We start from the raw sequence: 13,633 nt of genomic DNA on the forward strand, positions 1-13,633 counted from the left end.
GCCGCGTGCAATGCTCTGATCATGGTGAACACGGACAGGGTCGAAGACCTCCACGCCGATGAAGCGCCTTCCGCTCCGGCGCCCGCCACGACCGCCGAGTGGGACGCCCTGATCACCGAGTGGGACGAGATCCGGCAGGGCTACCACCTCGGCGATACGCCGGGGACGGTCCTGGCGTGCGCGAGAAGCCTCGAGGCGAGCGTGGCGGCGGGCGGACCGGACTCGGCTCTGTGGACGTTCGGGCTGGTGCTCATAGGCCCCTACGTGATCTACGCCCACCCGGACCCGGCGGCCGAGGCGCAGGTGCTCAAGGCGATGGCCGCCGTCGAGCGGGCTCTCGGTCAGGCGGACTGCGAGCACGACGAGCATCCGTGCGACGACATGCCGGACGACGACGAGTTGGACAACCTCCGGTATGTGCTGGAGATGCTGGCCCGTCCGGAGCGGGGCGCCGATGACGACGGCGACGGCCCGACCGCCGACGGTGAGTCGGACGACTGGTTCGCCGGCGGGATGACACGGGAGGTCTGGGCCTGCCCGCGGAATCTCGCCGGGTTCGCCCGCGCGTTCTCCGAGGGCTAGCCGGACTCGGGCTCGTCGCTCTCGGCGAGGAGGCGTACCAGTTCGATGCGGGAGCGGATGCCCAGGCGGGTGAAGACGCCTCGCAGGTGGTGGTCGATGGTGCGGGGGCTGAGGGCCAGGCGGGCGGCGATCTCGCGGTTGGTGGCGCCGTCGGCGGCCATGCGGGCGACCAGGAGTTGCTGGGCCGTGAGGGTGGCGGTCGGGCTGTCGGGGGCGGTGCGGGGCGGGGCCGCCGGGGTGCCGAGGGCGCGGAGTTCGGTGCGGGCCTGAGTGGCGCAGTGCGGGGCGCCGAAGGAGTCGAACGCCTCCAGCGCGCTGTGCAGACGGTCGCGTGCCTCCGTACGGCGGCGCAGTCGGCGCAGTGCGCTGCCGAACAGCAGTTCCGTGCGGGCGCGTTCGAAGTCGCGGGTGCCGCGGGAGTGCAGGTCGAGCGCGGTGCGGTAGTGGTCCACCGCCTCCTCGCCGGGCGCGAGCAGGGCTCGGCAGCGGGCGCTGAGGGCCAGGTCGTCGGGGCTGAGTACCGTGCCGGCCCAGCGTTCGTAGTCGGCGTGCGCCACGCGGGCGATCCGGGTGTCGCCGGTGTGGACGGCCGCCTCCACGTAGTGCGGGGTTGCCAGGTGCCGGATCGCCCGATGGCCGTGGCCGGGGCCGAATCCGGCGAGGGCACGCAGCCGGGCCGCGGCGGCGGCGAAACGACCGCTGCTCAGGTCGAGGAACGCGAGCGCCCATTGGGCGAGGGCGGCGGGCAGACCCAGGCCACGCGCCAGGGCGTACGACCGTGCGGTCGCCGCCCGTTCACGGCAGACGTCGGCGTCCCCGGTCAGCGCCGCGAACATGGCGAGGGCGGCCTGGAGGTGGCAGGCGCCGTTGTCCTGACCGGTGGCGTGGGCCTGCCACAACGCGTCCGACGCGGCGGCCTCACCGGCCCGCGGACGTCCCGTCCAGAAATCGGCGTACGCCCGGAACTCCATCGCCTGCGGCACCGTGACCGGGGTGCCCCGCGCCCGGGCGGAGGCGGCCGCGCGGACCGTCGCGGTGACCGCGCGGGTGTGGTCGCCGAGAAGCAGGGCGGCGATCGCGGCGTGGATCAGGACGGTGGGATCACCGCCGGGACCGCACCGCCCTGCGGCCGACTTCAGCAGGTCACGCGCATCCGCGTACCGCCCGTCGAACGCGGCCACCAGCCCGCCCAGAGTGCCGGGCACCACGACACCGAGCCGACCGGCAACCCTCGCCGCCTCACGCAGCCGGCGCAGATCACCGGTGTAGACGGCGGCTTCGGTGGCTCGGGCGAGGAGGTGGGTGGCGGGGGTTGGCGGGGTGACGGTGAATGGGGTGACTGAGGTGAGGGCGCTCGGGATGGCCGGGGTCACGCCGCGTGGGTCGGCCGGGGTCACGGCGCGCGGATCGGCCGGGGTCACCGTGTGTGAGGTGCTCCGAGTGTTAGCGCACGGAGCGACCGAAAGCGGGGCGCCGGGAGGTGAGGCACTCCGACCCGATGCCGTCCGCGCCGCGGCCCCCACCCCGATCAGCAGGGCGTCGAACGCCTCCGTCGTGTTTCCCGTCCGCAGGGCCAGCACCCCGCTCAGGGCGTCGTCGGCGGCGGTCGAGGCCAGGCGGCGTGCTCGGTCACCGTCGCCGGAGCGCCAGGCGTAGGCGGCCGCTCGGGCCGTCAGGCGGTGCTGTTCGGTGGAGTCGGGGCACAGCGCCGCGGCCCGCTCCGCCAGGGTCCGCGCCACCGACAGGCGCCCGGTGTCGGCCGCCCTGCCCGCCGCGGCGGAGAGTTCCGCGGCCAGCCGCCCGCTGGGGCCGAGCGCGCCTGCACCCCGGTGCCAGGAGCGCGACGGCGTCTCGCCCTCGCCGCGCAGCACGCGGGCCAGCAGCCGGTGGACGTCGCGGCGGTCGGCCGGCGTGCCGGTCTCGTAGGCCGCGATCCGCGTCCACGCGTCCCGGAACGCCACCCCGCCCGCTCCGGCGTGCGCGATCCCGGCCGCCTCGGCGGCGTCCAGGCACCGGGTGTCGAGACGGGCCGCGACGACGGCGCGCAGGAAGGCGTCGGTGGAGACCGGGTACTGGTCGGCCGCGGCAAGGAGCAGCAGCAGGCGGGTGTCGTCCGGCAACGCGCGTATCTCCGCCCGGTGTTCGCGCAGCAGGGCCGGGGCCAGTTCGGCCGGCTCCGTGGGGAGCGGGTCGACGCCGGTCAACTGGCGGTCGGTGAGGCGCGGGAGAAGCTCGGCGGCGGCGCGCTGATCGCCGTACACGGCACGCAGCACGCGCACCCGGACGCCCTCGGAGAGGCCTGCGGCCGGTTGGCGCCACGCGTCCGTGCGCTGCGGTGGCGAAGTGCGGTCAAGAGGTGGGGGGTTCACCGGAGTCACCACACAAATGACGTTACTGGCGGGTTACTTGAATCGTAAAGACCGGCGATTTCACCGATGCGGCGCGCGTAGACCCGGCTCGACACTCCTGGCAACCCCACACGTTTCAGGAGGCATCATGCAGCGCACCCCGCGTCGCATCGCTACGGGTCTCACGGCCCTGGCCACCACGCTCCTTCTGTCACTCTCCCTCTCCCCCACACCCGCGCAGGCCGCCACCCACAACCCCGTCGTCTTCGTGCACGGCCTGAGCAGCTCGGCGAGCAGCTGGGACGACTGGGCCGGCTACTTCAGGACCGACGGCTACGCCGCCGGTGAGCTGGACGCCTGGTCGTACGACTGGGCCCAGTCGAACGTCACCACCGCCCAGCAGCTCGCGACCGAGATCAGAAACGTGCTCGCCCGCACGGGCGCCTCTAAGGTCGACCTGGTCGTCCACTCGATGGGCACGCTCAGCGCCCGCTACTACCTGAAGAACCTCGGCGGGACGTCGTACGTCGATGACTTCGTCTCGACGGCCGGCGTGAACCACGGCACGTCCACCGCGTCGTGGTGCGCGTGGCTGTACACCTCCTGCGCGGAGATGAACACCGGCAGCTCGTTCCTGACCTCGCTGAACTCCGGCGACGAGACCCCGGGCAGCGTGTCGTACGCCAGCTACTGGTCGAACTGCGACGACGCGCTCACGCCCGACACCACGGCGATCCTGAGCGGCGCGACGAACGTCGAGGTCGGGTGCGTCTCGCACACCGACATGAACAACGACCACGGCGTGTACGAGCGGGTCCGGGACTTCATCGGCTGAGCCCGGGGCCGCCCGGTCGGCGGCCCGAACGGACAGCGGATGGTGCGCGGGCCCGGTAAGTGGGGACAATCAGGGTGAGTCGTGTCCTGCCCGGGAGGTCCCCATGGCCCTGCGGTCCGCCGGTTCCGGCAAGGTGGCACGGGATGCCGTGCACCATCCGCTGTTCGCCCGCTGCTACGCCCGGATCAGCGTCAACGCCGAGACCCGGATGGGCATGGCCGGCATCCGCGACCGGCTGCTGACCGGGCTGTCCGGCCGAGTGATCGAGATCGGCGCCGGCAACGGTCTGAACTTCGCCCACTATCCGAGTTCCGTCTCGGAGGTGGTCGCCATCGAACCCGAGCGCCTGCTGCGCACGTTGGCGGTGGACGCGGCCCAGCGCGCCGAGGTGCCGGTGGACGTGGTGCCGGGGGCGGCGGAGGCCCTGCCGGTCAAGAGCGAGGCCTTCGACGCGGCGGTGCTGTCGCTGGTGATGTGCAGCGTCCGGGACGTGCCGCGGGCGCTCGGTAAGATACGGCGGGTGCTCAGGCCCGGTGGTGTCGTGCGGTTCTTCGAGCACGGCCGGGGCGGCGGGCGCGCGATGCTCCTCACCCAGCGCGCACTGGACCGGACGGTGTGGCCGCTGGTGAGCGGCGGCTGCCATGTGTCGCGCGATCCGGTCGCGGCACTCCGGGAGGCGGGCTTCGAACTCGGCCCGTACCGGCAGGTGATGATGCCGGAGAACGGGCCGACGCTCCCTTCGTCGTACTGCTTCCTGGGCACGGCGTGGCGGCCGCCGCTCAGCGATTAGTCACAGGCTCCACTGCCGCAGCTCCTGCGCGATGTCGTGCACGGTGGCCTCGCCGCTCTTCACGAGCCGGGCCAGGTCGCGCACCTGCTCGGGCGAGGTGACCACCTTCAGGCCGCTGGCGACCAGGTAGGCGTAGGCGACGGCGGAGGCGAACATGGCGTTGGAGCGCTCCAGCGCGGGGACGTGGACGAGCAGTTGGAGCAGGGACGCGGCTCGGGCGTGCGGACTGTCGTAGACCGGGACGTCGAATATCCGGGCGTCATGGCGTGCGACGGCCGCGACGAGGGCTCCCCAGTCGGTGACCTGGGGGTCCCCCGGCGTCCTCTTCTCGGCGAGCATGAGCAGCCAGGCAAGGTCGATGTTCAGTTCGTTCAACGGATCAGTGGCGACCTTCGCGCGGGCCCTCGCGTTCCGAGCCGAATTCCTCTGCGAACACCGACTCGTACTGCTTCATGAAGTCGGCGGCGGCCTCCACGAACGTGTGGCCGACCTCGCCGGTGTCCTGCTTGACCAGTTCCTCGATGTAGCGGTTGACGCTCATGCCGCGGGCCACGGCGCGCTCACGGGCGGCGCGGGCCGTGCCTTCGTCCACTCTCACGTTCAGCTGGGTCTTCGCCATACCTCGAAGCTAGCGCGGTTCCGCTAGCACCGGCAAGGGCTTCACGGCACGGCGAGAGGGTGCCCCTTACACCGATATCGGGGGCCCGACCTGGGACGGAGAGCGACCGGGACCTCGGAGGGATACCCGGTGTGTGGTGGATCACATTACGCTCGGCGGGGATGAGTGTCGTTGCGTCCGTTCCGTGTAGGAGGCGGTCTTGTCCACAGCAGCTGCCCAGTACGTCCCGGGCCCCGCGTCGGCGGACGGGATCGCGGCCCGCGCCCGCGGCCTGACCAAGGCGTACGGCTCGGGTGAGACGACGGTGCTGGCCCTGGACGCGGTGGACGTCGACATCGCGCGCGGCCGCTTCACGGCGGTCATGGGCCCGTCCGGCTCCGGGAAGTCCACGCTGATGCACTGTCTGGCGGGCCTCGACAACGTCTCGGCGGGCCAGGTCTGGCTGGGCGACACCGAGATCACCGGACTGAAGGACCGCGAGCTGACCCGGCTGCGGCGGGACCGGATCGGGTTCATGTTCCAGTCGTTCAACCTCATCCCGACCCTGAACGCGGCCGAGAACATCACGCTGCCCATGGACATCGCGGGCAAGAAGCCCGACGAGAAGTGGCTGGACCAGGTCATCGACACCCTCGGGCTGCGGGACCGGCTGAAGCACCGGCCCTCCCAGCTCTCCGGCGGCCAGCAGCAGCGCGTCGCCTGCGCCCGCGCGCTCGCTTCCAGGCCGGAGCTGATCTTCGCGGACGAGCCGACCGGCAACCTCGACTCCCGGGCCGGTCTCGAGGTCCTCGGCTTCCTGCGCGAGGCCGTCGACCAGCTCGGGCAGACCGTCGTGATGGTCACCCACGACCCGGGCGCCGCCGCCCACTCCGACCTGGTGCTGTTCCTGGGCGACGGACGGATCGTGGACCAGATGGAACGCCCGACGGCGGAGGCCGTACTGGAGCGGATGCGCCTGTTCGCCGGCGGGAACCCGTCAGGCGGCGACCAGACCTCTCCCGCAGAGCCGCCCGAGAAGGGCTGACCGGTGCTCAAGGCGACACTCAGGAGCTTCCTCGCGCACAAGGGCCGGCTGCTGCTGTCCGCCCTGGCGGTGATCCTCTCCGTGGCGTTCGTCGCGGGCAGCCTGATCTTCTCGGACACCGTCAGCCGTACCTTCGACCGGCTCTTCGCCTCGACCGCCGCCGATGTCACCGTCACTCCGAAGGAGACCTTCGACGAGACGATCCCCTCGGGCCGGACCCTGACCCTGCCGGCCTCGCTCGCCGACCGCCTCGCGAGGGTCCCCGGCGTCGCCGCGGCCCGTGCGGACGTGGACGTGGAGGGCATCACGGTCGTCGACAAGAAGCGCGAGTCGGTGGGCCCGACCACGGGCGCCCCCACCATCGGCACCGCCTGGAACCCGACCGAGCGCAGCCCCGTGGAACTGACCTCCGGTCACGCCCCTAAGGGCGAGGGGCAGGTGATGATCGACGCGGACACCGCCGACGACAAGGACGTACGGATCGGCGACCGGCTGACGGTCATCGGGCAGGAGGGCTCCTTCCCGGTCGAGGTCGTCGGCATCGTCACCTTCACCACCACCAACCCCGGTGCGGCGCTGGTCTTCTTCGACACCCCGACCGCGCAGACCAGACTGATCGGCGACCCGAAGGGCGCCACCGGCATCACGCTGGACGCCGCCGACGGCGTCAGCGACCCCGAGCTCAAGCAGCGCGTGGCCGACGCGCTCGGCGGCGACCGCGGCGCCTACGAACTGCGCACCGCCGACGAGCAGGCCGAGTCGGACGTCGAGCAACTGGGCGGATTCCTCGACATCATCAAGTACGTGATGCTCGGCTTCGCCGGGGTAGCGGTCCTCGTCGGCGTGTTCCTCATCGTCAACACCTTCTCGATGCTGATCGCCCAGCGCACCCGTGAGCTGGGCCTGCTGCGGGCACTCGGCGCGGACCGGCGCCAGGTGCGCCGCTCGGTGCTCACCGAAGCACTGCTGCTGGGCCTGGTCGGCTCGACGGCCGGCCTCGCGGCCGGTATCGGGCTGGCCGTCGGACTCATCCAGCTGATGGGTCTGTTGGGCATGAACATCCGCACGGACGAGATGGTCGTCGGCTGGGGCACGCCGGTGACCGCGTACGTCGTCGGCCTGGGCGTCACCTTCGTGGCGGCGTACCTCCCGGCCCGGCGCGCGGCCGGCGTCTCGCCGATGGCGGCCCTCGCGGACGCGGAGATCGCCGAGATCGGACGGCCACTGAGGCTGCGCGCGATCCTCGGAGCGGTGATCGGGGCGGCCGGCGCGGCTGCCCTGGCCGGCTGTGCGACGGCGTCGAAGACCTCGTCGGCGGCGTCCCTGCTCGGCCTGGGCGTGCTCCTGACGCTGATCGCGACCGTGATCGCGGGACCGCTGCTCGTCCGGCCGGTGATCCGGGTGCTCGGCGGGGCCTTCCCCGCGCTGTTCGGCTCGATCGGCCGGATGAGCCAGCGCAACGCCCTGCGCAATCCCCGCCGCACCGGCGCCACCGCGGCCGCCCTGATGGTGGGTCTCGCGCTGGTCGGCGGGATGTCGGTGGCCAGCGCCTCGATGACCAAGTCGTTCGACCAGCAGATCGACAAGACGCTGGGCGCCGACTTCGTGGTGCAGAACGGCAACTTCGTGCCGTTCCCGCGCGAGGTCACCGAGCGGATCCGCGACACCGAGGGCGTGGGGCTCGTCGTGCGCTCGCAGTTCGCGACCATCGCCGTACGCCTCCCGGACGGCGACCGTGTGAAGACGACCGCCGCGGCCTACGAGCCGCAGCTCGACAAGGTCGCCAACATCACCTATGCCCAGGGGGACTCCGCGGCCGCGCTCGCCGCCGGACACCTCGCGATGGACAAGGACTTCGCCGAGGACCACGGCGTGCGGGTCGGCAGCACCGTCCCCGTCGAGTTCCAGGGCGGCCGCACGGCCCAGCTGACGGTGGGCGCCCTCACCGACCAGGAGTCCGCCGACGGGTTCGGCAGCCAGGGCGGGATCTACTTCGGTCTGGCCACCCTCCAGAAGTACGCGCCGGGCGGGCAGGACGCGGCCGTGTACGTCAACGCCGCCTCCGGCACGAACGCGGACGACCTGCGGGCCGGCCTGGAGAAGGCACTCGACCCGTACCCGCAGGTGCAGGTCCGCGACATCGCCGACTACAAGGACCTGGTGCACGACCAGATCGCCGTACTGCTCTACCTCGTGTACGCCCTGCTCGGTCTCGCGATCGTCATCGCGGTGCTCGGCGTCGTGAACACGCTCGCCCTGTCGGTGGTGGAGCGCACCCGGGAGATCGGACTGCTGCGGGCCATCGGTCTGGCCAGGCGGCAGCTGCGCCGGATGATCCGGCTGGAGTCGGTGGTGATCGCGGTGTTCGGCGCGGTCCTGGGGCTCGCGCTGGGGCTGGTCTGGGGCGTGTGCACCCAGCAGGTGCTGGCGTTGCAGGGCATGACGGCGCTGGCGATCCCGTGGCCCACGATCGTCGCGGTGGTGATCGGCTCGGCCGTGGTGGGTGTCGTGGCGGCGCTGCTGCCCGCGCTGCGTGCATCGCGCATGAATGTGCTGGCGGCCATCGCGCACGAGTGATGGAATCGCGGCAGGCACTCAAGTCCCGTGCAGGTGAGGAGAGTTCGTGTCGCACCCGGTGAGCCCGCCTCCGTTCCGCTTCGGCGTCAATCTGATGACCTCCGCCCCGGCGAAGGAGTGGCGGGCCAAGTGCCGCCGGGCCGAGGAGCTCGGCTACGACGTGATCCTGGTCCCCGACCACCTGGGCATGCCCGCGCCGTTCCCGGCCCTGGTCGCGGCGGCGGAGGCGACCCAGCGGCCGCGCCTGGGCACGTTCGTGCTGAACGCGGGCCTGTGGAACCCGACATTGCTCGCCCGCGAGGTGGCGACGACCGACGCCCTGACCGGCGGGCGGCTGGAACTCGGGCTGGGCGCGGGCTACGTACAGGCGGAGCACGACTCGGCGGGGCTGCCCTTCGGCACCCCCGGCGAGCGGGTGGACCATCTGCGGCGCACCGTCGAGGAGCTCGGCCGACTGCTGGGGTCCGAGTCGTACGAGCCCCGGCCGGCGCAGCGGCCACGGGTGCCGCTGCTGGTCGGGGGCAACGGCGACCGGGTCATGCGGCTGACCGCCGAGCACGCCGACATCGCGGCGTTCGGGGGCGCGTACCCGGACCCGAAGAGCTCGACCGGGCGGCTGATCCCCGTCACCGCCGACCGGCTCGACGAACGGGTGGCCCGGTACCGCGGGTTCGCGGCGGACCGTGCGGAGCCGGCCGAGCTGAACCTGCTCCTCCAGATGGTCACCGTGACGCAGGACCGAGAGGCCGTGGTCCAGCCCCTCCTCGACCGGGTCCCGGAAATCACGCTCGAACAGGCGCTGGCACTGCCCATCCTCCTGATCGGCACCCTGGAGCAGATCACCGCGCAGGTGCTCGCCCAGCGTGAGCGGTACGGGTTCTCGTACCTGACCGTGCTGGAGCCCTGCATGGAGGCGTTCGCGCCGGTGATCGAGAGGCTGCGCGGCAAGTAGCCGTCCGCATGCCGGAATTCGGCGCCGCGGCCCGCCGCCCGTGATGGGATCACGGCATGACTGATCTGCGGATACGGGCCGCGACGGCCGACGACCTCGACGCCGTGCTGGCCTTCTGGAAGACGGCCGCCGAGGGCACGAGCATCAGCGACGACCGGGACGGCGTGGAACGGCTGGTCGCCCGCGACCCCGAGGCGCTGATCCTGGCCGAGCTGGCCGGTGAGCTGGTCGGCACGGTGATCGCGGGCTTCGACGGCTGGCGGTGCCATCTGTACCGGCTGGCGGTGCACCCCGAGCGGCGGCGCCGGGGCATCGGTGCGGCGCTGCTCGAAGCGGCGGAGGAGCGGTTCACAAGGCTCGGCGGGCGCCGGGGCGACGCGATGGTGCTGAAGCGGAACGAGATCGCGCATCATGCCTGGCGCGCGGCCGGGTACACGCCCGAGGAGCACTGGCGGCGGTGGGTGAAGCCGCTCACGGACTGACTGCTTTGCCGATCCTTTACTATTGGTGAACCACTTCGGTCCTCCAATGAAAGGTGTGAGCGTCCGCCCATGGGCGAGCCTCCCAGTAGCAGACATCGAGCGATCCTCCCCACCCTGTCCGACCATGGGACGGAGGTGACCCGATGACCGAAGTGCTCCTCCTTCTGGTGGCGATCCTGCTGTCGCTCGCCTGCGGTGCCTTCGTCGCGGCAGAGTTCTCGCTGACCACCGTCGAGCGCGGTGAGCTGGAGCGGGCCGTGGAGCGCGGCGAGCGGGGCGCGGCCGGCGCCCTGAAGGCCGTACGGAACCTGACGTTCCAGCTCTCCGGCGCACAGCTCGGCATCACCGTCACCAACCTGGTCGTCGGCATGCTCGCCGAGCCGTCCATCGCCACGCTGCTCGCCGGCCCGCTGGAGTCGATGGGGATCTCCCGCTCGACGGCGAGTTCGATCGCGCTGGTGATCGGCACGGCCCTGTCGACCGTCGTCCTGATGGTCGTCGGCGAGCTGGTGCCCAAGAACTGGGCGATCTCCTCCCCGCTGGCCGTGGCCAAGCGGGTCGGCAACGCCCAGCGCTGGTTCAGCGCGATCTTCCGCCCGTTCATCACGCACCTGAACAACACGGCGAACCGCATCGTGCGCCGCTTCGGCGTGGAGCCCACCGAGGAGCTGGCGGCGGCTCGCGGCCCCCAGGAGCTGGCCGCCCTCGCGCGGCACTCCGCCCGGGAGGGCGCCCTGGAGGCGGACACCGCCGAGCTCTTCGTCCGGACCCTGAACCTGGCCGATCTCACCGCGGAGAACGTGATGACGCCGCGCGTCCAGGTCGTCGCCCTCGACGCCCAGGCGACCTGCGAGGACGTGGCGAACGCGACCCGGGCGACCGGGCTGTCCCGGTTCCCGGTCTACCGCGGCAGCCTCGACGCGGTCGTGGGCACCGCGCACATCAAGGACATCCTCGCGGTACCGGCCGAGCGCCGGCCCCGCGTCTCCGTCTCCGAGCTGATGCGCGAGCCGCTCCTGGTCCCCGAGACGCTCACCGTCGACCGGCTCCTCGACCGGCTGTCCGGCAAGCGCACCATGGCCGTCGTCATCGACGAGTACGGCGGTACGGCCGGTGTCGCCACCCTTGAGGACATCGTCGAGGAGGTCGTCGGCGAGGTCCGCGACGAGCACGACCCGCACGAGACGCCCGACCTCGCCCCCGCCGGCAGCGACGACCGGGGCCGGGCGCTGTTCTCGGCCGACGGCTCCGCCCGGGTGGACCAGCTCGCACGCGTGGGCCTCAGGGCACCCGAAGGGCCGTACGAGACCCTGGCCGGTCTCGTCGCCAGCGAACTGGGCCGGATCCCCGCCGTGGGTGACCGGGTCGAGGTCGCCGGCTGGCAACTCGATGTCGTGGACGCCGCCGGGCGCCGGGCCGCGCGGGTGCTGCTGCACGCGCCGCTGGACGACGCCGCCGCGAGTGAGAAGGAGGACGGGCGATGACCGCCGTACAGCTGTTCATCGGCTTTCTGACGCTGGTCGTCAACGCCTTCTTCGTGGGCGCCGAGTTCGCGCTGATCTCCGTGCGCCGCTCCCAGATCGAGCCGTACGCCGAACAGGGCGACCGGCGGGCCAAGAGCGTGCTGTGGGGCTTGCAGCACGTGTCCGCGCTGATGGCGGCCGCACAGCTCGGCATCACGCTGTGCACGCTGGTGCTGGGTGTCGTCGCCGAACCGGCGATCGAGCACCTGCTGGAGCCGGTGTTCCACGCGGTCGGCGTGCCGGAGAGCGCCGGACGCGCGATCTCCTTCGCGATCGCCCTGGCGCTGGCCACCTACCTCCACATGCTGCTCGGCGAGATGGTGCCGAAGAACATCGCGCTGGCCGAGCCGGTGCGCAGCGCCCTGGCGCTCGGACCGCCGCTGGTCACGCTGGCCCGCGCGCTACGGCCGGTGATCTTCACGATCAACGCCTTCGCCAACACGCTCCTGAAGCTGCTGCGCGTCGAGACCAAGGACGAGGTCACGGCGACCTTCTCGGACGCGGAACTGGCACGCCTGGTGCGCGACTCCGGCGAGGCCGGGCTCATCGACGAGCGTGCGCGGGAGCGGCTGCACGACGCCCTGGAGCTGGGCCGCAGGCCCGTGCGTGACGTGGTCCTTCCGCTGGAACGCGTCGTCTATGCGCGCGTGGGCGTGACGCCGGAGGAGTTGGAGCGGCTGTCGGCCGAGTCGGGCTTCTCCCGCTTCCCGGTCGTCGACGACGGCCGCCGTATCGTCGGCTATCTGCATGTGAAGGACGCGCTGGACGCCGTCCATCAGGACGTCCCGTTCCAGGTCGCGGACATGCGGCCCATCGCCCGGGTACGGGAGAGCACACCGCTGGACGACGTGCTGACCGCGATGCGGGGAAGCCGGACGCATGTGGCGGCCGTGCTGGGCAGCGACGGGCTCCTGTCCGGCCTTGTGACCATGGAGGACGTGCTGCGGAAGCTGTTCGGACAGCGCGCCTGACGGCGGGATGGTGTGCCCGGCTCATGCCCGACCGACCGGCGGGTATGGAGCCGGGATACCATTCCTGTCGCCATGCACACGAACCCCACATACAGCAGCCTGGTCGCGGTCGGCGACTCCTTCACCGAGGGCATGTCGGACCTGCTCCCCGACGGCTCCTACCGAGGCTGGGCCGACCTCCTCGCCGGCCGGATGGCCGCCCGCACCCCCGGGTTCCGATACGCCAACCTCGCGGTGCGCGGGAAGCTGATCGGGCAGATCGTCGAGGAGCAGGTCGACGTGGCGGCCGCGATGAACGCCGATGTGATCACCCTCGTCGGCGGCCTCAACGACACCCTGCGCCCCAAGTGCGACATGGGGCGGGTGCGCGGCCTGCTGGAAGAGGCCGTGGAGAAGCTCGCTCCGGCATGCCGGCAACTGGTGCTGATGCGCAGCCCCGGTCGACAGGGCCCGGTCCTGGAGCGGTTCCGGCCGCGCATGGAGGAGCTGTTCGTCTGCGTCGAAGAGCTGGCCGAGCGGCACGGCGCGGTCGTCGTCGACCTCTACGGCGCCGCCTCGCTCAGCGACCCCCGCATGTGGGACGTGGACCGGCTGCATCTGACGGCCGAGGGCCACCGCCGGGTCGCCGAGGCCGTGTGGCAGCGCCTGGGCTACGACCCCGAGGACACCGAGTGGCGGACGCCGATGCCGGCCACCGTGCCGCCGGGCTGGATAGCGCGGCGGGTCACCGACGCACGGTTCGCGCGTCAGTACCTGCTGCCCTGGATAGGCCGACGGCTGACGGGACGCTCCTCCGGAGACGGACTGCCGGCGAAGCGCCCCGAACTGCTGCCGTACGAGGGTCCGGCGGCGTAGGCCCGCAGGATCGCGGGCCTACGCCTGCCTGAGGCGCCGGACAGCACGACCCCTACGTGTCGTGCGCCGCGCCCT

At 72.0% G+C, this 13,633-nt stretch carries 13 protein-coding genes; 10 read left to right on the forward strand and 3 right to left on the reverse strand.

All coding sequences use genetic code 11. The features are described 5' to 3' along the window. The first annotated feature begins 21 nt into the window (after window positions 1-21). The gene (locus PGH47_RS06175) at window positions 22-582 is read left to right on the forward strand and encodes a hypothetical protein (RefSeq protein ID WP_271662605.1); all 561 of its coding nucleotides are present in this window, start codon (window positions 22-24) and stop codon (window positions 580-582) included. On the opposite strand, the gene PGH47_RS06180 is transcribed toward PGH47_RS06175, so the two are convergent. Further along, window positions 579-2,963, reverse strand: a complete 2,385-nt coding sequence (locus PGH47_RS06180) for a LuxR C-terminal-related transcriptional regulator (protein ID WP_443048474.1) — start codon at window positions 2,961-2,963, stop codon at window positions 579-581. The genes PGH47_RS06175 and PGH47_RS06180 overlap by 4 nt on opposite strands. A gap of 115 nt (window positions 2,964-3,078) precedes the next feature. Here PGH47_RS06180 and PGH47_RS06185 point away from each other — a divergent pair, with 115 nt between their 5' ends. Beyond that, window positions 3,079-3,765, forward strand: a complete 687-nt coding sequence (locus PGH47_RS06185; protein WP_271662607.1) for an esterase/lipase family protein — start codon at window positions 3,079-3,081, stop codon at window positions 3,763-3,765. A 103-nt stretch (window positions 3,766-3,868) separates the two neighbouring features. Next, window positions 3,869-4,555 (forward strand): class I SAM-dependent methyltransferase, encoded by a 687-nt coding sequence (locus tag PGH47_RS06190; RefSeq protein WP_271662608.1) that lies wholly within the window; start codon window positions 3,869-3,871, stop codon window positions 4,553-4,555. Here PGH47_RS06190 and PGH47_RS06195 read toward each other — a convergent pair whose 3' ends face one another. Together PGH47_RS06195 and PGH47_RS06200 are read right to left on the reverse strand one after the other, a co-directional pair. Continuing rightward, window positions 4,556-4,930 (reverse strand): fic family toxin-antitoxin system, toxin component, encoded by a 375-nt coding sequence (locus PGH47_RS06195; protein ID WP_107912093.1) that lies wholly within the window; start codon window positions 4,928-4,930, stop codon window positions 4,556-4,558. It abuts the gene before it with no gap. A gap of 4 nt (window positions 4,931-4,934) precedes the next feature. Beyond that, window positions 4,935-5,174, reverse strand: a complete 240-nt coding sequence (locus PGH47_RS06200; RefSeq protein WP_125526693.1) for a toxin-antitoxin system HicB family antitoxin — start codon at window positions 5,172-5,174, stop codon at window positions 4,935-4,937. Between the two features lie 199 nt (window positions 5,175-5,373). Between PGH47_RS06200 and PGH47_RS06205 the strand changes: the two genes are divergently transcribed. From PGH47_RS06205 to PGH47_RS06235, 7 genes are all read left to right on the forward strand, one after another. Continuing rightward, complete coding sequence (locus PGH47_RS06205) at window positions 5,374-6,198, forward strand: ABC transporter ATP-binding protein (protein ID WP_271662609.1); 825 nt, start codon at window positions 5,374-5,376, stop codon at window positions 6,196-6,198. A gap of 3 nt (window positions 6,199-6,201) precedes the next feature. Next, on the forward strand, window positions 6,202-8,775 hold the full coding sequence (locus tag PGH47_RS06210) for an ABC transporter permease (protein WP_271662610.1): 2,574 nt from the start codon (window positions 6,202-6,204) through the stop codon (window positions 8,773-8,775). Window positions 8,776-8,821: 46 nt separating this feature from the next. Then, window positions 8,822-9,727, forward strand: a complete 906-nt coding sequence (locus PGH47_RS06215; RefSeq protein ID WP_271662611.1) for an LLM class F420-dependent oxidoreductase — start codon at window positions 8,822-8,824, stop codon at window positions 9,725-9,727. A 56-nt stretch (window positions 9,728-9,783) separates the two neighbouring features. Next, on the forward strand, window positions 9,784-10,209 hold the full coding sequence (locus PGH47_RS06220; RefSeq protein ID WP_271662612.1) for a GNAT family N-acetyltransferase: 426 nt from the start codon (window positions 9,784-9,786) through the stop codon (window positions 10,207-10,209). 143 nt (window positions 10,210-10,352) lie between these two features. Then, a complete protein-coding gene (locus PGH47_RS06225; RefSeq protein ID WP_271662613.1) occupies window positions 10,353-11,693 on the forward strand; it encodes a hemolysin family protein in 1,341 nt (446 codons plus the stop codon). Beyond that, complete coding sequence (locus PGH47_RS06230; RefSeq protein ID WP_271662614.1) at window positions 11,690-12,703, forward strand: hemolysin family protein; 1,014 nt, start codon at window positions 11,690-11,692, stop codon at window positions 12,701-12,703. Before PGH47_RS06225 ends, PGH47_RS06230 begins: the two co-directional genes overlap by 4 nt. Window positions 12,704-12,775: 72 nt before the next feature. Next, window positions 12,776-13,558 (forward strand): SGNH/GDSL hydrolase family protein, encoded by a 783-nt coding sequence (locus PGH47_RS06235; RefSeq protein WP_271662615.1) that lies wholly within the window; start codon window positions 12,776-12,778, stop codon window positions 13,556-13,558. Window positions 13,559-13,633: the final 75 nt, after the last annotated feature.

The organism is Streptomyces sp. HUAS 31 (assembly GCF_028198125.1).
Taxonomy (GTDB): Bacteria; Actinomycetota; Actinomycetes; order Streptomycetales; family Streptomycetaceae; genus Streptomyces; species Streptomyces chartreusis.